The organism is Saccharomonospora azurea NA-128, from assembly GCF_000231055.2.
GTDB lineage: Bacteria > Actinomycetota > Actinomycetes > Mycobacteriales > Pseudonocardiaceae > Saccharomonospora > Saccharomonospora azurea.
On the sequence record NZ_CM001466.1, the window covers coordinates 3,168,812 to 3,187,388 of the forward strand.

Consider the following 18,577-nt stretch of genomic DNA (forward strand, 5'->3'; position numbering starts at 1 on the left):
GGTGACTCCGCCCACCCTTTCCGGGTCTGACGGCGTCACAGCGCCGTTGTGTGCCTAAGGTCAGCGCGCGTGAGTGCAGCATGATCTGGTGGCATGCGGTCCTGATCGCCGTGGCGGGCGTCTGGGCGGGAATGATCAACACGGTCGTCGGGTCGGGGACGCTCGTGACGTTTCCCGTGCTCGTGGCGCTCGGCTATCCACCGGTGACGGCGACGACGTCCAACGCGATCGGACTCGCCCCGGGCAGTATCAGCGGCGCGATCGGCTACCGGCACGAGCTGGAGGGTCAGCGCAGCCGGTTGCTGCGGTTCACCCCGGCGTCGCTGCTCGGCGCCATCGGCGGGGCGGGGTTGCTGCTGTCGTTGCCGCCCGACGCCTTCGAGACGGTGGTGCCCGCGCTCGTCGGTCTCGCCGTCGTGCTGGTCATCGTGCAGCCGAGGGTGTCGAGCTGGGTGCTGCGCCGCCGGGAGGAGCGCGGGGAGGCGGGAGCCGAGAGCTCCGGTCCCGGCGGGGCGTTGCTGCTGATCGGGCTGGTGTTCCTGATCGGTGTCTACGGCGGGTACTTCACGGCCGCGCAGGGCGTCATGTTGATGGCCGTCATGGGCATGCTGATCAACGAGAGCCTGCAACGCCTCAACGCGGTGAAGAACGTGCTCTCGGCCGTGGTCAACGTCGTGGCCGGGACGGTCTATGCGTTCGTCGCGCCCGTCGACTGGTTCGTCGTCGCGCTGCTGGCGGTGGGCTCCGTGGTGGGCGGTCAGCTCGGCGCCAAGGTCGGCCGCAAGCTCTCACCCACCGCGTTGCGCGCGACGATCGTGGTCGTCGGTGTGGCCGCGATGGTGCAGCTCATCCTGCGGCAGGTCTGACGGCAGCTCTGACGGCGTTCGGTCCGGGGACCGGCCGGGGCGGCTGACGTCGTCGGGCCACCACCCCGGCCGGACGCGTCACGCGCTGAAGGTCTTCGCCGCCTCCAGGAACGTGTCGTTCTCCTCCGGCGTGCCGATGGTCACGCGCACGCCCTCACCTGCGAACGGACGCACCACGACCTTGTGCTCCAGCGCGTGCTCGGCGAAGGCGCCGGTGCGCTCGCCGAGGGGGAGCCACACGAAGTTGGCCAGCGTCTCGGGCACCTCGTAACCCGCCTCGCGCAGCGCGTCCCGCACGCGGGTGCGTTCCCGCACGATGTCGTCGCAGCGCGCCAGCAGCTCGTCCTTCGCGTCGAGCGACGCGAGCGCCGCCGTCTGCGCGAGCGCGTTCACGCTGAACGCCACGTACACCTTGCGCAGCGCCTCGACGACCTCCTCGGCCGCGATCGCGTACCCGACCCGCAGACCCGCGAGCCCGTACGCCTTGGAGAAGGTGCGCAGCACGGCCACGTTGGGCCGGGTGCGCGCGAACTCCAGGCCGTCGGGCACGTCGGGATCGGTGACGAACTCGCGGTACGCCTCGTCGAGCACCACCACGACGTCGGACGGCACGCGGTCGAGGAACCGCGTGAGCTCGTCCCTGCGCACGGCCGTTCCCGTCGGGTTGTTCGGGTTGCACACGAACACCAGCCGTGTCCTCGGCGTGATGGCCGCCAGCATGGCGTCCAGGTCGTGGGTGTGCGAGGGCGTCAGCGGCACGCGCACCGGGGTGGCGTTGCCGACCTGCGTGACGATCGGATACGCCTCGAACGAGCGCCAGGCGAACAGGACCTCCTCGCCCGGAGCGCACAGCGCCTGGACGAACTGCTGGCACAGCGAGACCGAGCCGCACCCCACGGCCACCTGGGCCGTCGGCACGTCGTACTCCCGCGCCAGGCGGTCGACGAGCGCCCAGGCGCCCAGGTCGGGATAGCGGTTGATCTCGTGGCTGGCTCGGGCGATGGCGTCGGCGACACTCGGCAGCGGTCCGCCCGGGACCTCGTTGCTGGCGAGCTTGACGGCCCCCGGGACGGTCCGTCCCGGTACGTAGGCGGGCAGTGCGGCGAGGTCGGCGCGTGTCGGGATCGCGGACATGACGGCTCCTCGGCGTCGAGAACGGGTCGCGATCCAACCTATCCTGCTCCTCGGGCGCTCAGAAGTGATGTTCGCCGGTCACGCGGGTTCGTGCGAGACCCACACGTTCGGCTCCACGTACACCGCCATGTCGTGGGCCGTCGAGGTGAGCGCGGGTGCGAGTCCACCGTCGACGACGACGGGACCGTCGGAGTCGAACGGCAGCCCTGTCCACCGGCGCCACTTCTCGAGCGGAGCTTGGACGGTCATCGAGCACTCGGCGATGCCCTCCACCCGTCCGCCCGCGCGGACGTGGGTGCGCAGCCACCGGTCCTCGGGCAGGCCGTCCGGACGCCGCCGACCGACGTACTCGCGCATCGGCATCATCGGCAGGGCCGCCTTGTCGGGCGGCCGTACCGGGATCACGAGCGTGCCCAACCCCGCCGCTCCCACCGCTTCGCGCATCGCCTGCAGCACCGTGGCGGAGTCGCCGCGGCCGTGGCGTTCGGGATGGACCGCGATCTCCAGGGCGCACGCGGTGTCCGGGGTGAGTCCGTCCAGCGCGTCCTCGGCCGCCCACGTGGCCACCTGGTCCCAGCCGAGGTCGGGGAACGCGGCACGGTCGGGCCGGTCGGCGTTGTAGGCGACCATGATCCCGCGCGCCACGGGGCGACCCTCGTCGAGCAGCACGACGACGAGGTGGGGCCAGAGCCGGAACACGCGCCGGCACCGCACCAGCAGGCCGGCCAGGTTGCCCGCCATGAAGCGGGGCGCGTCCGCGGGGTAGGGAATCGCGAAGGTGGCCTCCGCGAGGTCGGGTCGTTTCGCCAGCGTCACGATCTCCACCGGCAGAGTCCATCACAGTGGCGCCCGTATCTGCGATCTCACGTTGACCCGGGGTACACCGGCGGTGGTTGAGTAGATACATGACGCAGACGCACACGCAGGACTACGAGCGAGCAGACGGCCGCCGACTGAGGCTGACCTACGCCGAACCGGACGGTGCCGTGCGTGGCGGTCTCGTGGTCCTTCACGAGGTGGGCGCCGTGACCGACGCCGCTCGGCTGCTGGTCGCCTCGCTGGCCGTCGAGGGCTGGCTCGCGGTCGCGCCGGACATCGGCAGTGCCACCGGTGGCGCCGACCAGGGAGAAGGCGCGGGCGCGGCTCTGCTCGCCGCCACCGACACGACGCTCGCGTGGCTCGTCGACCGGGGCGTACGCGGCGACCAGATGGGAGTGGTCGGGTTCGATCTGGGCGGCACGGCGGCGCTGGTCGTGGCCGCGAACCGCGAGCTCGGCGCGGCCGTGAGTGTCGGCGGCCGGGGCATCGAGGTGCCCGCCGCTCCCGGGTTGCCCCCGTTGATCGACATCGTCGGCGGCCTCGCGAGCCCGTGGCTGGGCCTCTACGGCGACAACGGGGACGAGGCGGGTCAGGCCGAGATCGACAAGCTGAAGGAGCTGGCGGGCAGGTCGAAGATCGCCACCAACGTGGTGCGCTACGCCGGGGCGAGTCACCGTTTCGACGCCGACCCCGACGCCGCGGCGGAGGCCTGGCAGCGCACGCTGTCGTGGTTCGACGCCCACCTCCGCTGAGGAGGGGAAACAGCGGGCGACCGGCTGCGTGACGAGCGTGTCCGGCGGCTCGACACGCTGTGCCGGGCACACATCCGGCCTGCGGATTGTGTGTCGTCGCACCGACGCGATCACCGCGTTTCCTGCCTTACGCTCGCGCCATGAGTACTGACGGTGCTGACAGTGCTGACGACGCCCGCCCCGCCGACCACGCCGCTCCCGAGGTCCTGTGGCAGCCCGACGCGGATCGAGTCGAAGCCAGCCGCATCGCCGACTTCCGCCGGTGGCTGCGCGATGACCGCGGGGTGAGCGTGGCCGACTACGACCAGCTGTGGTCGTACTCGGTGGAGAAGCTGCCGGAGTTCTGGTCGGCGGTGGCCGACTACTTCGGCGTGCGGTGGCACGACGCGCCCGGCGAGGTGTTGTCGGACGCCCGGATGCCGGGCGCACGCTGGTTCACCGGTGGGACGCTCAACTACGCCGAGCACGCCCTGCTGCCGGTCGCGGGTGCGGAGAAGGGCGACGACGAGCTCGCGGTCGTCTTCCACCGGGAGGACGGCGTCGAGCGACGCCTCACCTACGGCACCCTCCGCGCCGAGGTCGCGTCGGCGAGGGCGGCTCTGCGTGCCCTCGGCGTGGGCAAGGGCGACCGCGTCGTCGCGCTCGCGCCGAACTGCCCGCAGACGCTCGTGGCCTTCCTCGCGGCGGCGTCCCTCGGTGCGATCTGGTCGTCGTGCTCACCCGACTTCGGTGTGCGCGCCGTGGCCGACCGCTTCGCCCAGATCGAGCCCACGGTGCTGATCGCCGTCAACGGCTACGTCTACAACGGGCGGTCGTTCGACGTGCGGCCGACGATCGAGCGGTTGCGCGCGCAGCTGCCCGGACTCGAGAACACCGTCGTGGTCGACTACGAAGGCGGCCGGGTACCCGGTGCGCTCGACTGGGACACCCTGCTGGCCGAGCACGCGGGAGCGGAGCTGGAATTCGAGCCGGTGCCCTTCGACCACCCGCTGTGGGTGCTGTACTCGTCGGGCACCACGGGCCTGCCGAAGGGCATCGTGCAGGGGCACGGCGGGATCACCGTCGAACATCTCAAGGCACTCGCGCTGCACAGCGACCTCGGCCCGGGGGAGCGGTTCTTCTGGTTCACCACCACGGGCTGGATGATGTGGAACTTCCTCGTCTCCGGCCTGCTCGTGGGCACCACGATCGTGCTCTACGACGGCAGCCCGGGCTACCCGGACCTGCGGACTCTGTGGCGGCTGGCCGAGGAACACCGCGTGACGTACTTCGGCACCTCAGCGCCGTTCGTGCAGAGCTGCCTCAAGGAGCATCTGCGCCCGGCCGCGGAGTTCGACCTGTCGTCGCTGCGCGCGCTCGGCTCGACCGGGGCCCCGCTCACGGTCGAGGGTTTTCGCTGGATCGCCGACGAGGTGGGCCACGACGTGCAGATCTGCTCGGTGTCGGGCGGCACCGACCTGTGCACGGCGATCGTGGGCGCCGCGCCCGACGTTCCGGTGTGGTTGGGGGAGCTGTCGTGCCGCGTTCTCGGCGCGGCCGTCGCGGCGTACGACGACGCGGGACATGCGGTGACCGACGAGGTGGGCGAGCTCGTGCTCACCAAGCCCATGCCGTCGATGCCCGTGTCCTTCTGGAACGACCCCGACGGCAGCAGGCTGCGCGAGGCGTACTTCGAGGACTTCCCCGGCCGGTGGCGGCACGGCGACTGGGTCAAGATCACCGACCGGGGTTCGGCGGTGATCTACGGGCGCAGCGACTCGACGCTGAACCGTGGTGGCGTGCGCATGGGCACGTCCGAGTTCTACCGCGTCGTCGAGGGCTTCGACGAGGTGCGCGACTCGCTCGTCATCGACACGTCGGCGGGCGAGGAGGGCGAGCTGCTGTGCTTCCTGGTGTTGGCCGACGGCACTGCCCTCGACGATCTGGAGCCACGCCTGCGCACCGAGCTGCGCAAAGCCCTGTCGCCGCGACACGTGCCCGACCGGTTCATCCCCGTGGACGCGGTGCCGAGGACGTTGAACGGCAAGAAGTGCGAGGTGCCGGTGAAGAAGATCCTCAAGGGCGTCGACCCGGACCGTGCGGTGAGCCGCGACGCGCTCGCCAACCCGGAGGCGTTGGAACCCTTCGTCGCGTACGCGGGCCGGGAATGACCTGGTCATTCCCGTAAAGGGGGGTCGGTGAAACGGTCGCGGCGGGCGTGTGTAACCTATGTACGCAGTGGTCGCGACCTGGGAGGCTTCGCCTAGTCTGGTCTATGGCGCCGCACTGCTAATGCGGTTGGGGGTAACCCCCCCTCCCGGGTTCAAATCCCGGAGCCTCCGCGGGGCTCGGTACCCACCGAGCACCAGCCCGATCTCGATCGGGTACAATTGAACAACGTTGCGCCCGTAGCTCAACGGATAGAGCATCTGACTACGGATCAGAAGGTTTGGGGTTCGAATCCCTACGGGCGCGCAAGGGAAAGCAGTCAAGGCCTTGTTCTCAGTCATGAGACGAGGCCTTGACTGCTTTTTGGCGGCCGATCGTCTCACAGCTTCTCACGGACGTTCGTACTGCTTGTTCAGGTGCTCTTGTAGATCCTGCACCTGAACGACCGACTCCTCCGCTATTGGGACGGGCGCAGGTGGACCCTCCACACTGCTCTTCCTCTTCGCCGGCATTATCAGGCGGCAACACGTCGAGGTGGACTGGAACAATGCCAAGGAGCTCTACTACGAGCGAAGCACGGGCAACTTTTCGGTCTACAACTTCTCCGTGCGGCGCATGGCTCAGTAGCGCTCAGTCCTGTGACTGAACCATCATCCGACACCCTTCTTGGCCAGCGCGACTTTGCGTTCGTCGTAGTCCGGCATGACGCGCGCCCGGAGCTACCAGAAGCTCGGGCCGTGGTCGACCAATCCCGGCCCGCTCAGCGGTATCGCGCTCAGGCGTTGCTCTGTTGGCGCAGGCGTGCCGCGAGTGCGGGAATCGCGGCGATCTTCTCCGCCGGGAGGTCGTCCCAGAGCAGGCCGCTCGGTCGTCGCGGTTCGTCGCACCTGATCACGGTGGTGGGGGTCACGATGATGTCCACGCTGAAGTCGTGCCTGGTTTCGGGTAGGTCGTCGTCGATGACCTGCAGGTCGTGCACGGTGGTCACGATCGTCGTCTCGGGTCCGATCAGCCCGGCTTCCTGGAGGAGTGCAACCTCAATGTCGGAGTATCCGGCTCCCTTGCCGAGGCGCACGCCGCGGCGGTTCACGGCGACGCTTCCGCACACGATGAGGTCAGGCGGCCGCATGCTGTCCACGTCGACGGCCTGACCAACCTTGGCCGCGGCTCCCTTGTCGGCGGCCTCGGCGGGCGAGACGGGCAAGGTGTCCGGATCGAGCAGGTAGAAGGGTTTCGGCTCGGCGAGCTTCGGCACCGCCATGTAGACCAGCTTGCCTTCGCCGAGAGCGCGGGCGCGCACCGGCTGTTGAGCTGTGTCAGGCACCGCTTTGACGATCTTGGCGGACTGCCATTCCGGCAGCTCCGCGAGCCTGTCGGCGGCTTCGTCCGCGCCGAAGAAGGCGGGAATCCGGCCGTGCACACCAGCCGGTGCGGCGCGGTGCTCTTCCAGCCGTGCCCACACGTGCTCGCGGACAGCTCGCTTCTTCTCATCCACGGTCATCGCCGCTGCTCCTCACGCCGTCATCAGGGTCATCACCCGGTCGTACACGTTCTGGACCAGGTCCACGTTCCGCCATGGTCGGAGTCAACGACCTCTCACCATCTCCGCGGCCGCTCGAAGTCCCAGGCCATCGTCCTCGGCAACCTTGCTCTCGCGTACCTCCGGCAACGCAGACTCGATGAGGCGGTGGGTGTGTTGCAGCGGGCCGTGGATGTCGTCGAGGCAACGCGGGGCGGCGGTGGGCTGAACATCTTTTTCGCTGCTTGCCAGGTCAGTGTGGAGAAAACCGAGCGGGTCCGCCTGACCGAGAACGACTCGCACCTGTGGGCCTCGCTCGATGAACAGCCCCCGGTGACGGATGCGGTCAAAGAGATCGTCCAGGCCTACCGCGGGCTGCGGATGGGCTTGGTCATCGGCGTCTCCGTTCGGCGTCCCGTCTCACACCTGTCTCACGGACTGGCGGGACGGGGCTGGATGGGAGAACCCGAGCCGGGGGTGTCGGCAGCAGCGGTTGCAGGTGGGCGAGCGTATGGGGCACGGCAACGGCGCTTGGATCCATCGGGCGATCCTGGAGCGCGCCGTCTTCAGCGACTGTCACCCGACAGCAGTCGCTCGACGATGTCGTTGAGCGCTGTCGCGTCGCCGGGGGCGAGCCGGTCCAGCAGGTGACGACGGGTCGAGGCTTCCAAGGCCGGCACCGACGCGTCGATCGTGCGTCGGCCCTCGGGTCGCAGGGTGACCTCGACACCGTTCGCGACCTTGCCGCGCGCGACGTAGTCGCGTTTCTCCATCCTGGTCAGGAGGTGCGAGAGTCTCGTCCGGTCCCAGCCCAGGGTTGCGGCGATGGCGTTCTGACGCAGAACACCGCCGGATTCGTGCAGGCACACCAGGACACTCAGCTCTGACTCGGAGAGGCCGGATGCCGCGGTCATGTCGGCGATGACCGCGGCGCGAGTCGTCTCGTACGCGCGTTTCCACAGCAGCCACAATTCAGTCGCCCGTGTTGACATGTCAACACCGCCCTTCTAGTGTTCGACCATACAAGGCCGTCCACACGTAAGGACTCTGACGATGCTCGACGCCCGACGACGCTATGTCAGCCTGCGCTTGCTGGCGCTTCTTCCTCTCGTGCTGTTCTTTCCGGCCGTGATCGCCTTCTTCGTTGACCCGGACGTGGCGTGGGGGGAGTACCTGGGAGTCTTCTTCCACCTGTCCATCCTCTTCCTCGTCTCACGCCTGGAAGCGGCACCGTGGGCCAAGGCAGCCGGCTACGGATGGGTGGCACTGGACGTGCTCGCCGGCATCCTGATGATCAACGAGGTCGCGTACGACACCGCCTGGGCGGTTCGGCTCGGCGGGCACGTCCTCGCGGGTGTCTGGATCGTGTCGAGTTCCCTGGTCAGCCGGGCCTGGCCGGTCACCGTGGTCGGTGTGATCACGGGTCTCTGGCTTGCCGGGTACTCCTTCGTGGGGAACGTGCTCCCGGAATCGTTCCTGCGTCCGGCCGGGATCCTGATTCTGGTCTGGTTCGCACTCCTGGCGATCTTCCCCCGACCAGCGGAGGGCCGAGCGGCGACGCCGATCAGTCCAGCAACGGCGTGACGCGGTGGTCGGCGAGCTGAGGTGTCCGGTGGTCGGTGGGAGACGCTCGCGGAGCCCGGGGAAAATGTCGTACTCCTGCCGCACACTCCCGACATGGTTACAGCGAACTCGCACCGACACCACGCCCTCGACTACGTGGAGCTGACGGTCACCGACCTCGACGCCGCCAAGCGCTTCTACGGCGAGGCGTTCGGCTGGCGGTTCAACGACTACGGATCGGACTACGTCGGCATTCAGAGCCCGGACGGTGAATCCGCGCCCGAGGTGGGTGGTTTTCGCCCCGCTCCGGACGTGCGCCCTGGTGGGCCGTTCGTGCAGCTGTATTCCACCGACCTCGAGCAGTCAGTAGAGGCCGTGAAGAGGGCGGGCGGCACGGTGGTGGACGGGCCTTACGACTTCCCCGGTGGACGCCGTTTCCACTTCACCGACCCCAGCGGCAACGAACTGGGGGTCTGGACCGCAGCGCCGCCGGCCCCATGACGGTTCACGACATCAACAGCAGGACACCGGTCGTGACGAGGCCGACCGTCTTGACGGCCTCCAGTCCGATGTAGACGTAATGACTGCGCGATCGCGGCACGTCCTCGCCCGCCAGGACCCGGTCCGAACGGCGGGTCAGGCGAGGCCGAACCAGCACGAGCTGGACGGCCAGGGTCGCCAGCACGACGGCGCCCGACACCAGTGCGGCGCTGCCGGGCGGCTCGACGGCCACGGCGATCACGGCCGTGAGTGCCAGGACCGTCTCTGCGAGGTTGAGGGCGCGGAAGACCAGCCGGCCGATGCCCAGGCCGATCGGGAGCGTCACCGACGGCGCTCGGAACTTGAGCGGTGCCTCCAGGAACGAGATGGCCAGCACCATGCCCAGCCACACGAACACCGCCGCTGTCGCCACTGCGAGTCCCGGTGTCATCGGTCTCCCCTTCGCTCGTGGTCCGACTCGGGTGAATCCTACCGAGATGTCGTGAAATGGCCTCGCGTCGCAGGTCAGAGCGCCGAGGTCCGCGACAGCGGAATCGTTGAGGACATCCCGTGTCCGCGTGCCCGACGCTGGGTCGGGGTGGCCCACACGGGCGGTGTCGGGTAACGCCGTCCCGCCCGGCCGGTGTGCCGCTCGATTCCGGCGTGGGGCAGCGGTTCGTGCCTGGATGCCGCTGCGGGTCTTCGGTGCGGCCGATGTGGACGACTCCCGCGGGGTGACGCTTGATTCGGTATCCGCCCGGTGTTCGACAGCGGTCCTCACTAGCTTCCGGAATCGCAGGTCAACACTGCGAAATCTTGATCACTAGGAGGAATCATGATTCGTACTCGGCGTGTGCTGGCGAGCGCGGTTCTCACCGCGGCGGCGCTGTCGATGGGAGCGGGTGCGGCGCTGGCGGCGCCGCCGGAGACCACGGCGACCCCGACCGACACGGCGCAGACCGAGCAGGTCCCGCAGCACTCCGAGGCCGCGAAGCCCGCCGAGGAGGGAGCCGAGGACGCCGCGAGCGAGGAGAAGCCGGCCGAGGAGAAGCCCACCAACGGGACCGCGGAGTTCACTTTCTCGTCCGATATGACGCCGATGGACTTCGTCGGCATGCTGCTCGGGTCGGGCCTGGAGGGCACCGTGAACTTCGAGGGCGACACGGACACCGAGGCCTGACGTTCACCACCCGGCGAAGCGTCCGATGAGGTGTTCGGGGTCGACTCCGGTGAGTTCGCGCTGGAAGAGGCGGTAGTAGGCGAGTTCCTCGCGCGTGCGCAGCGGCGGATCCAACGCCCGGCGTTCGGCCTCGAACTCCTCGTCGGACACCGTGGACGCGTAGTAGTCGCCGAGGACGTCACCGGCACCCGTTCCCTGGCCGAACTGCTCCTTCGGACGCCAGAGCAGCTGCTCCGGCAACCAGCCCTCGAACGCCTTGCGCAGCAACCACTTCTCGGGGCGCTCGCCGCTGCTGAGTTTCCAGCGGGCGGGCAGGCTCAGGCCGAGTTCCACGACGTCGAGGTCGAGGAACGGAGTGCGGGGCTCCAGGCCGGTGGCGCCCGCGACGCGGTCGACGCGCTGCAGGCCGCCGATGTGCAGGCCCTGGATGGTGGACAGCAGCTCCTCGTGCAGGTCGGCGCCGCTGACGATCTCGCCGTAGTAGCCGTATCCGGCGAACAGCTCGTCGGCGCCCTCGCCGATGAGCACGACTTTCACCGTGCGTGCCGCGAGTTTGGAGACCAGCAGGTTGGGCACCGAACTGTGCACCAACGACGGGTCGAACGACTCGATCACCCGGATCACCTCGGGCACCCAGTCGATGAGCTCGTCGTCGGTGTAGACGCGTTCGTGGTGGTCGGTGCCCAGGGCGTCGGCGACCTGGCGGGCGGCCACGAGGTCGGCACTGTCCTGCTTGCCGACGGCGAACGTCGGGAAGCGGCGCCCCGCGCGCCCCGCGTGTCGGGCCGCGATGGCGGTGACGAGGCTGGAGTCGAGTCCGCCGGAGAGCAGGGCGCCGACCGGCACGTCGGCGACCAGGAGCCGCTCGACCGCACCGATCAGGGTGTCGCGGATGGCGGCGAGGACCTCCTCCGGCGGCTCCGACGGTTCATGGTCGGTGTCGGCCCGCATACCGGTCGCGGTGGTGTCGGCGAGGACGCGGAAGGGCGTCAGGCCCTCCCGGGGAGTCCACACGTGCCCGGGCGGGAACGGCTCGACGTCGGGGCGGCGCTGCGGGTCGAAGGCCTTCAACTCGCTCGCGAACACGGTGGTGCCGCCGTGGTGGGCCCAGTAGAGCGGGGCGATGCCCATCGTGTCGCGGGCGGCGAAGAAGTGGCCTTCGGTGTCGGCGCCCGCCAACGCGAACATGCCCCACAGCCGTGACAGCGCCGCGGTGCCGTCGGCCTCCACGAGGTGCAGGGCACTTTCCTGGTCGGCGCGCGAGCGGAAGACGTGGCCGCGAGCTTCGAGTTCGCCGCGCAGCCGCTCGTGGTTGTAGATCTCGCCGTCACCGACCAGCCAGTAGTCGCCCGCCGAGTCGCGCAACGGTTGAGTGCCGCTGTCGAGGTCGACGACGGCGAGCCTGCGATGGCCGAGCCAGGCGTGGTCGAGTGCGTGGCTGCCCCACCCATCGGGGCCCCGATGGGCGAGCCGGTCGAGCATGCGCACGCCCTCGCGTGGGTCGAAGGGGCCGTGCGCGGCGACGATGCCGGAGATGGCTCTCACCTGCCCTCGCTGCCGGTGCTGCTGTCGAGTCTAGGAGCAGCGGCGGCACCGGGCACGACGGCGAATCAGGTGTCCAGTGCCGGGCCGTGGCGCAACCCGGTGAGGGTGATGTCGAGGCACCGCGACACCGTGTCGGCGGGCAGGTCGAGTTCCACCAGCTTGCCGAGCGCGGCGAGCAACCCGAGCACGTCCTCGTCGGTGACCCCGGAGCGCAACGTTCCCTCGGCGTGCGCGGCGGCGACGAGCTCCTCGACGAGCGGGCCCAGCGAGCGGCGGCACACCGACAACCCGCGTGGATCGGTGGCGGCGGCGGCGAGGTTCTCCAGCAGCGCGCGGTCACGCCGCTGGTAGGTGAGGGCGTCGGAGATGAACGTGGCCAGCGCGTCCCACGCCGTGGGGCGCGAGCGCGCCGACCGCCGTGCCGAGGCGACCCACTGCGCGTAACTCTCGATCAGCAGCGTCTCGACGAGGGCGTCCTTCGACGGGAAGTGGCGGTACAGGGTGCCCATGCCGACCCCGGCGCAGCGGGCGATCTCGCGGACGTCGACGGCTCGGCCGCGCTCGGAGAACGCCGTGGCGGCGGCTCGGAGGATCGCCGCGCGGTTGTCCCGTGCGTCGCGGCGCCGAGGCACGCCGAGCTGCTGAGTCATGGCTCTCATCGTAGGTCGGGAAGAGGAGCGGGTGCTCCGGCGTCGTAGAGTGGAGCGGAGCAAGTGCTCCGCCTCGTTGTGTCGAAGGGATGCTCGTGACCGTCAACTACTCGATCCTCGACCTCGCCACGTTCGGCAAGGACGAGACCCCGAGGCAGGCACTGGAGGCGAGCGTGGCGCTCGCGCGGCGCGCCGAGGAGACCGGATACCGCAGGGTCTGGTACGCCGAACATCACAACTTCCCCTCGATCGCCTCGTCGGCGACGAGCGTGGTGATCGCCCACGTGGCCAACCACACCGAGAGCATCCGCCTCGGCGCCGGCGGCATCATGCTGCCCAACCACTCGCCGCTCACGATCGCCGAGCAGTTCGGAACGCTGGAGACGTTGCACCCGGGCCGCATCGACCTCGGTCTCGGCCGGGCGCCGGGCACCGACCAGAAGACGCTGCGGGCGCTGCGCCGCGACCCCACGTCGGCCGACACGTTCCCGCAGGACGTGCAGGAACTCGCCGGTTACCTGCGCGGCGAGTCGCGCATCCCCGGTGTCGACGCCATCCCCGGCAAGGGCACGAACGTGCCGCTCTACATCCTCGGCTCCTCCCTGTTCGGCGCCCAGCTCGCCGCCGCCCTCGGGCTGCCGTACTCGTTCGCGTCGCACTTCGCGCCCGACGCGTTGCAGCAGGCCGTCGCCGTCTACCGCGAGCAGTTCCAGCCGTCGGAGCAGCTCGCCGAGCCGTACGTCATCGCGGGCGTCAACGTGATCGCCGCCGACGACGAGGAGTCGGCGCAGGAGCAGTTCCTCACCATGAAGCGGCAGCGCGTGAGCATGCTGCTCGGTCGGGGGCGCACGTTCACCGACGAGGAAGCGGACATGGTGCTCGCCTCGCCGCACGGCGCCCACCTGCTCAACATGGTCAAGTACACCGCCGTGGGCACACCCGAGCAGGTCAGGAAGTTCCTCGAGGACTTCGCCGTCCACGCCGACGCCGACGAGCTCATCACCGCCCACCAGTCGCCGACCGTCACCCAGCGGATCCGGTCCGTGGAACTTCTGGCCGAAGCCGTGGGTCTGAAGTCGTGATCCGATAACGGTGCGCGCTCATCCCGCCGCCCGGCCCGTGCTTGTGTGTTGGGGTGCTGGGTGGGATGAGCGGACAACGTGACGAACAGGATGACGACATGACGACGCACGAGGAGACGTTGGCGCAGCTCTACCTGGGGGTGGAGAACTGCACGAACATCCACAACGCCATCCAGCACGCGATGTCGATGGCGTCGGGTCTGACGGAGCTGTTGCGAAACAGCCTCGGTGGCACGGGTGCGTACGACGAGGTGGGCGGCTACAGCGAGAGCGTGCAGGCCCAGTTGGAGATGTCGGCGCAGACGGTGGAGCAGACGAGGCACGCGATCGAGAACCTGATGGTGCGCTTCGACATCGTGTACTGATCAGGACGCTCCGAGGAGGCGGGCGGTGTACCCCGCGTCGACCAGCCGGCGGTAGGCGGCGTCCACGTCGCTCGGCATCTCCTGGGGCACGATGAACCCACGGTCGGCGTAGGCGGTCATGCGCTGGGTCTCGCCGACGAGCATGTGCACCACGCGCTCGGGGTCGCCGATCGCGAGCAGGTAGTCGTCGAGCGAGGTGTGCGACGCCGAGCAGTGCACGTCCAACTCCGGCCAGAGTTGGCGGCAGGTGGCGTAGGCCCGCCGCTGCTGGTACGGCTTGCACACCAACGTCGCCGTGTGCACGGCGATCCGCCGTTCGGCGAGCAGTTCACGGGTCAGACAGATGTTCTCGCCGGTGTTGCGAGCGCGTGGCTCCACCAGCACCGCGTCGTCGGGCACGCCCAGTTCCACCGCCCGTTCCCGGTAGTGCACGGCCTCCCCGCGAGGGAAGTGGTCCACCGTCGTGGGCGCGGTCGCCCCGGTGAACACCACCAGCGGGAACCGGCCCGCCGTGTAGAGCGCCGCGGTGTGGTCGGCCACCGCCAGGTCGTGGCTGCCCAGCCCCACCCCGACGTCGCTGCGACGCGGCGGATGGTTCAGGACGTGGTAGCGCCACAGGACGTCGGCGTCCGTGCGAACGGCGTCGGGGAGCGCGGCCGGGTGTCGTCGTGCCATGTCCCAGAGGTACCGCGCGCAAGCGTTTGCGTCACGCCTTCCCGGCGTCGATCCGGTCGACGGTCTCCAGCGCCGAGCGCACGGCGGAGAGGTGGGTCGGCCAGGCCTCCCGCACGGCCTCCCACGCCGCGCGCAACGACACGCCCTCGGCGAGCACGAACACCGGGCCCTCGCCCCAGCGGCTCGCGACCACGGTGCCCACACGGTCGGCCTCGTCGGGCCACGGCGCGCCACCGGGGAGGAAGTCCACGGTGAGGGAGGCGCCCGAGCCTGTGCCGGTCACGTCGTCGGTGACACCCTGCATGGCGGCGCGGTAGCCGCGCAACACGTTCCGTGCCCGGGGCTCGGCAGGGAACGGGCTGGTGGGGTGGGTCGCGTTGTAGGCCTCCACGGAGTCGAACATCTCTGGTGTCACAGAAGCCAATCCTACCCTGACGTTAGGGCAGGTTTACGTGCACTCCTCGGCTTTTGGAGTCCTTTGTGGACGATCTGCGTTCAAGATCGAAAAGGAGTACGGTGATCATGTCGGTCGCCGAGGAAGTGAGGGTTCACCACGTGGATGAGCACATGCGCATCGGTGAAGTGTCCGCCCGGACGGGCCTTTCCCTGCGCACCATCCGCTACTACGAGGAAGTGGGACTGGTGACCCCCAGTGCGCGCAGTCAGGGCGGTTTCCGCCTCTACACCGAACCGGACGTCACGCGCCTGCGCCTCGTGCGCCGGATGAAGCCCCTCGGGTTCCAGCTCGACGAGATGAGGGAGCTGCTCGGCCTGCTGTATCCGGGTCACGGCGTGGACGACGGCGTTCCGACGCTCGACGAGCGTGAGTTGTCGAGGCTGCGCGAGTTCACCGAGCGCGCGGAACGCCGGTGCGCCGAGCTGCGCGCCACACTCGACGTCGCCGAGGACTTCGCCGCCATGCTCCGCGCCAGCCTGGCGCGGCACACGGAGCGAGCCCGCCGAACCTGACCGTCACCCCGAACATCGTGTCCGCGCCCCAGGGACGCGTGTCCGCGCTTCAGGGACGCGTGTCCGCAGTTCCCGGACGTCCCCGGGGAGTGGTCGGGCGCCTCGGCGTACCGGAAGTGCGAACACGCGTGCGCAGAGTGCGGACACACGTGCGCAGGGCGCGGACACGATGTCGGGGTCAGGCGAGGTGCTCGGCGTAGAGGTGGAGTTGGGCGGCGGCCTCCAGGCGGGACACCGCCTGGCGCGGCAACGTCGCGTACCCGCTGTGCGCACCCGCCAGCGCCCCGGCCATCGAGGCGACCGTGTCGGTGTCTCCACCCGCGCGGATCGCGAACCTCATCGCCGCGCTCGGATCACCCGCGTTGCGCAGGAACGACAGGAGAGCCAGCGGTACCGACCCGGGCGCCGACACGTCGTTGCCCAGCGCCGCGGCGGCCTGTGCCGGGTCGGCACGCTGCTCGACGAGCTCCACCACGCGGTCGAACTTGTCCTGCCACAACGGCGACGGCACGGCGGGCCGGACCGAGTCGACGAAGTCGCCCGCCCGCACCGGCTCGTCGGGCGCGAGTGACAGCGCGACATGCGTGGCCACGGCCTGGCACACCGCACCGTGCAGCGCGTCGTCGTGGGCGTGGGTGACCTCGGTGCTGCGTCGGGCGAGTGCCGCGACCTGCCCGGAGTCGGTGCCGACGAGCGCGACCGGCGCGACGCGCATCGCGCCGCCGTTGCCGAACGACCCCTCGGGGTAGACGGCGCGGATCGCCTCCCGCCACGGCGTGCCTTCCACGATCAGCCGGAACGACGTGGTCACGCCGCCGCCGTAGCCGCGCCACGGTTCGGCGTGCCAGGTGTCGGCGAACTCGCGGGCGAGCAGGTCGAGGTCAACGAACTTCTCCGGCTCGCGCGCGTCGCCCCGCCGCTGGGCCAGGTGCCGGGCGAGCACGAGTGCCAGCGCGGTGTCGTCGGTGTGGGGCAGCGTGTCGGTGGCATTCTCCTTGGCGACGATGTCGGCGTCGGTGACCCCGACCTTGCCTTCGAAGGGAGCGCCGAGGCAGTCGCCGAGTGCGAGTCCGAACAGCAGACCGCGCGCCTTCTCGATGCGGGACGTGTCATCCATCGCCGGTTCCTCTCGCCGTCTCGCGACACGGTCGGACACCTCGCCGGTACCCTGGACCGGATATGTGCACTTCAGACCTAAACAGCTTCGCATGACCACTCGTGTGAGCGCAGCCACTTCTTCGGACGGTGACGTCGCAGCGCAGGCGCGCCGACGACGCTCCTTCGCCGTCATCAGCCACCCCGACGCGGGCAAGTCGACGTTGACGGAGGCGTTGGCGCTGCACGCGCGCGTCATCTCCGAGGCGGGGGCCGTGCACGGCAAGGCGGGCCGGCAGGGCGTGGTGTCCGACTGGATGGAGATGGAGCGTGCCCGTGGCATCTCCATCACGTCGGCGGCGTTGCAGTTCGCCTACGGCGACGCCGTGGTGAACCTGCTCGACACGCCCGGTCACGCGGACTTCTCCGAGGACACCTACCGCGTGTTGTCGGCGGTCGACTCGGCGGTGATGCTTCTGGACGCCGCGAAGGGCCTGGAGCCGCAGACGTTGAAGCTGTTCGACGTGTGCCGCCACCGGGGCATTCCGGTGATCACGTTCATCAACAAGTGGGACCGGCCCGGTCGGGAGGCGTTGGAGCTCTGCGACGAGCTCACGGAACGGATCGGGCTGACTCCCATGCCGCTGACGTGGCCGGTCGGGGAGGCCGGTCGATTCCGCGGTGTCGTGGACGTCACCGACGGCGCGTTCGTGGCCTTCGAGCGCACCGCGGGCGGCGCGACGGTGGCTGGGGAGAACCGGTTGCCCGCCGACCGCGCCGAGGCGGAGCTGGGTGAGGACTTCACGCGCGCCACCGAGGAACTCGAACTCGTGGCCGCGTCGGGCGGCGAGTTCGACATCGAGCGGTACCTGCAGGGCAGCGCGACGCCCGTGCTGTTCGGGGCGGCCGTGCTGAACTTCGGGGTGCGCCACCTGCTGGACCTGCTGGTGCAGCTCGCGCCGCGGCCCGAGCCCCGGGTGGACGTCGACGGCAGACCCCGTCCGCTGGACGACGAGTTCTCGGCGTTCGTGTTCAAGGTGCAGACCGGCATGGATCCGGCCCACCGCGACCAGGTGGCGTTCGCGCGCGTGTGCTCGGGCGTGTTCGAGCGGGGCATGGTGGTCACGAACGCCACCACGAAGCGGCCGTTCGCCACGAAGTACGCCCACCAGGTCTTCGGCCAGCAGCGTTCCACAGTGGACACCGCGTATCCCGGTGACGTGATCGGCCTGGTGAACGCCTCGGCGTTGCGGGTCGGCGACACCTTGTACGCCGGAAAGCCCGCGGTGCGCTACCCGGGCCTGCCGAGCTTCGCGCCGGCCTACTTCGCCGTCGCGCGGCCCGCCGACCTCAGCAAGGCCAAGCAGTTCCGCAAGGGCGTCGAGCAGTTGTCGTCGGAGGGCGTGGTGCAGCTCCTGACCTCCGACCTGCGAGGTGATGCCGCGCCCGTGTTCGCCGCGGTCGGGCCGATGCAGTTCGAGGTCGCCGCCCACCGGATGGAGCACGAGTTCAACTCGCCCGTCAAGCTCGACCGGCTGCCGTACTCGACGGTGCGCAGGCTGGTCGATCCGGCGCAGCGCGGGATCGTGGACGCGGGCCGCAACAGCGAGGTGCTGACCCGCACCGACGGCACCGACCTCGCCCTGTTCGCCGACGACATGAGCATGCGCCTGCTGGTTCGCCGCTATCCGGAGCTGAAGCTGGAGGCGCTGGTCGCGACGGGCGACTGACGTCG

20 protein-coding genes and 2 tRNA genes are annotated in these 18,577 nt (G+C 69.7%); 12 read left to right on the forward strand and 10 right to left on the reverse strand.

Translation table 11 applies throughout. The features are described 5' to 3' along the window. The first annotated feature begins 80 nt into the window (after positions 1 to 80). Positions 81 to 866, forward strand: a complete 786-nt coding sequence (locus SACAZDRAFT_RS14375) for a sulfite exporter TauE/SafE family protein (protein WP_005442876.1) — start codon at positions 81 to 83, stop codon at positions 864 to 866. Positions 867 to 944: 78 nt separating this feature from the next. On the opposite strand, the gene hisC is transcribed toward SACAZDRAFT_RS14375, so the two are convergent. Further along, positions 945 to 2,000 carry a histidinol-phosphate transaminase gene (hisC, locus tag SACAZDRAFT_RS14380; RefSeq protein WP_005442877.1) on the reverse strand — a complete coding sequence of 352 codons (1,056 nt, stop codon included), beginning with the start codon at positions 1,998 to 2,000 and terminating at the stop codon, positions 945 to 947. A 78-nt stretch (positions 2,001 to 2,078) separates the two neighbouring features. After that, the gene (locus SACAZDRAFT_RS14385; RefSeq protein WP_005442878.1) at positions 2,079 to 2,825 is read right to left on the reverse strand and encodes a hypothetical protein; all 747 of its coding nucleotides are present in this window, start codon (positions 2,823 to 2,825) and stop codon (positions 2,079 to 2,081) included. Positions 2,826 to 2,905: 80 nt separating this feature from the next. Between SACAZDRAFT_RS14385 and SACAZDRAFT_RS14390 the strand changes: the two genes are divergently transcribed. The 4 genes from SACAZDRAFT_RS14390 (at position 2,906) to SACAZDRAFT_RS14405 (ending at position 6,025) form a co-directional block, all read left to right on the forward strand. After that, positions 2,906 to 3,571: a dienelactone hydrolase family protein gene (locus SACAZDRAFT_RS14390; RefSeq protein WP_005442879.1), complete on the forward strand. Its 666-nt coding sequence runs from the start codon at positions 2,906 to 2,908 to the stop codon at positions 3,569 to 3,571. 140 nt (positions 3,572 to 3,711) lie between these two features. Further along, the gene (locus tag SACAZDRAFT_RS14395) at positions 3,712 to 5,721 is read left to right on the forward strand and encodes an acetoacetate--CoA ligase (protein ID WP_005442881.1); all 2,010 of its coding nucleotides are present in this window, start codon (positions 3,712 to 3,714) and stop codon (positions 5,719 to 5,721) included. Between the two features lie 81 nt (positions 5,722 to 5,802). Further along, a tRNA-Ser gene (locus SACAZDRAFT_RS14400) sits at positions 5,803 to 5,892 on the forward strand. A gap of 60 nt (positions 5,893 to 5,952) precedes the next feature. Continuing rightward, positions 5,953 to 6,025, forward strand: a tRNA-Arg gene (locus tag SACAZDRAFT_RS14405). Between the two features lie 469 nt (positions 6,026 to 6,494). Here the strand turns inward: SACAZDRAFT_RS14405 and SACAZDRAFT_RS14410 are convergent. Next, entirely contained in the window at positions 6,495 to 7,220 is a 726-nt protein-coding gene (locus SACAZDRAFT_RS14410) for a 5-formyltetrahydrofolate cyclo-ligase (protein WP_005442883.1), read from the reverse strand. A gap of 584 nt (positions 7,221 to 7,804) precedes the next feature. After that, complete coding sequence (locus SACAZDRAFT_RS14420) at positions 7,805 to 8,230, reverse strand: MarR family winged helix-turn-helix transcriptional regulator (protein ID WP_005442886.1); 426 nt, start codon at positions 8,228 to 8,230, stop codon at positions 7,805 to 7,807. 61 nt (positions 8,231 to 8,291) lie between these two features. Here SACAZDRAFT_RS14420 and SACAZDRAFT_RS14425 point away from each other — a divergent pair, with 61 nt between their 5' ends. Together SACAZDRAFT_RS14425 and SACAZDRAFT_RS14430 are read left to right on the forward strand one after the other, a co-directional pair. Beyond that, positions 8,292 to 8,822, forward strand: coding sequence for a hypothetical protein (locus SACAZDRAFT_RS14425; RefSeq protein ID WP_005442887.1), 531 nt, complete (start codon positions 8,292 to 8,294; stop codon positions 8,820 to 8,822). A gap of 93 nt (positions 8,823 to 8,915) precedes the next feature. Further along, positions 8,916 to 9,302 (forward strand): VOC family protein, encoded by a 387-nt coding sequence (locus SACAZDRAFT_RS14430; protein WP_040927773.1) that lies wholly within the window; start codon positions 8,916 to 8,918, stop codon positions 9,300 to 9,302. A gap of 4 nt (positions 9,303 to 9,306) precedes the next feature. Here the strand turns inward: SACAZDRAFT_RS14430 and SACAZDRAFT_RS14435 are convergent, their stop codons facing one another. Continuing rightward, positions 9,307 to 9,732 carry a hypothetical protein gene (locus SACAZDRAFT_RS14435; protein ID WP_005442889.1) on the reverse strand — a complete coding sequence of 142 codons (426 nt, stop codon included), beginning with the start codon at positions 9,730 to 9,732 and terminating at the stop codon, positions 9,307 to 9,309. Between the two features lie 384 nt (positions 9,733 to 10,116). Here SACAZDRAFT_RS14435 and SACAZDRAFT_RS14440 point away from each other — a divergent pair, with 384 nt between their 5' ends. Further along, on the forward strand, positions 10,117 to 10,461 hold the full coding sequence (locus tag SACAZDRAFT_RS14440; protein ID WP_005442890.1) for a hypothetical protein: 345 nt from the start codon (positions 10,117 to 10,119) through the stop codon (positions 10,459 to 10,461). 3 nt (positions 10,462 to 10,464) lie between these two features. On the opposite strand, the gene asnB is transcribed toward SACAZDRAFT_RS14440, so the two are convergent. Further along, positions 10,465 to 12,006, reverse strand: a complete 1,542-nt coding sequence (gene asnB, locus SACAZDRAFT_RS14445) for an asparagine synthase (glutamine-hydrolyzing) (protein WP_005442891.1) — start codon at positions 12,004 to 12,006, stop codon at positions 10,465 to 10,467. Between the two features lie 65 nt (positions 12,007 to 12,071). After that, the gene (locus SACAZDRAFT_RS14450; RefSeq protein ID WP_005442894.1) at positions 12,072 to 12,656 is read right to left on the reverse strand and encodes a TetR/AcrR family transcriptional regulator; all 585 of its coding nucleotides are present in this window, start codon (positions 12,654 to 12,656) and stop codon (positions 12,072 to 12,074) included. 95 nt (positions 12,657 to 12,751) lie between these two features. On the opposite strand from SACAZDRAFT_RS14450, the gene SACAZDRAFT_RS14455 reads away from it, so the two are divergent. Together SACAZDRAFT_RS14455 and SACAZDRAFT_RS14460 are read left to right on the forward strand one after the other, a co-directional pair. Next, positions 12,752 to 13,738 (forward strand): LLM class flavin-dependent oxidoreductase, encoded by a 987-nt coding sequence (locus tag SACAZDRAFT_RS14455; RefSeq protein WP_040927995.1) that lies wholly within the window; start codon positions 12,752 to 12,754, stop codon positions 13,736 to 13,738. 98 nt (positions 13,739 to 13,836) lie between these two features. After that, entirely contained in the window at positions 13,837 to 14,103 is a 267-nt protein-coding gene (locus SACAZDRAFT_RS14460; protein ID WP_005442896.1) for a hypothetical protein, read from the forward strand. Here the strand turns inward: SACAZDRAFT_RS14460 and SACAZDRAFT_RS14465 are convergent, their stop codons facing one another. Further along, positions 14,104 to 14,778, reverse strand: coding sequence for a YdcF family protein (locus SACAZDRAFT_RS14465; RefSeq protein ID WP_005442897.1), 675 nt, complete (start codon positions 14,776 to 14,778; stop codon positions 14,104 to 14,106). A 31-nt stretch (positions 14,779 to 14,809) separates the two neighbouring features. After that, positions 14,810 to 15,193 carry a hypothetical protein gene (locus tag SACAZDRAFT_RS14470; RefSeq protein ID WP_005442898.1) on the reverse strand — a complete coding sequence of 128 codons (384 nt, stop codon included), beginning with the start codon at positions 15,191 to 15,193 and terminating at the stop codon, positions 14,810 to 14,812. A 107-nt stretch (positions 15,194 to 15,300) separates the two neighbouring features. On the opposite strand from SACAZDRAFT_RS14470, the gene SACAZDRAFT_RS14475 reads away from it, so the two are divergent. Next, complete coding sequence (locus tag SACAZDRAFT_RS14475; RefSeq protein ID WP_005442899.1) at positions 15,301 to 15,747, forward strand: MerR family transcriptional regulator; 447 nt, start codon at positions 15,301 to 15,303, stop codon at positions 15,745 to 15,747. 178 nt (positions 15,748 to 15,925) lie between these two features. Here SACAZDRAFT_RS14475 and SACAZDRAFT_RS14480 read toward each other — a convergent pair whose 3' ends face one another. Beyond that, positions 15,926 to 16,864, reverse strand: coding sequence for an ADP-ribosylglycohydrolase family protein (locus SACAZDRAFT_RS14480; RefSeq protein WP_005442900.1), 939 nt, complete (start codon positions 16,862 to 16,864; stop codon positions 15,926 to 15,928). Between the two features lie 91 nt (positions 16,865 to 16,955). On the opposite strand from SACAZDRAFT_RS14480, the gene SACAZDRAFT_RS14485 reads away from it, so the two are divergent. Beyond that, positions 16,956 to 18,572 carry a peptide chain release factor 3 gene (locus SACAZDRAFT_RS14485; RefSeq protein ID WP_005442902.1) on the forward strand — a complete coding sequence of 539 codons (1,617 nt, stop codon included), beginning with the start codon at positions 16,956 to 16,958 and terminating at the stop codon, positions 18,570 to 18,572. The last annotated feature ends 5 nt before the right edge of the window (positions 18,573 to 18,577 follow it).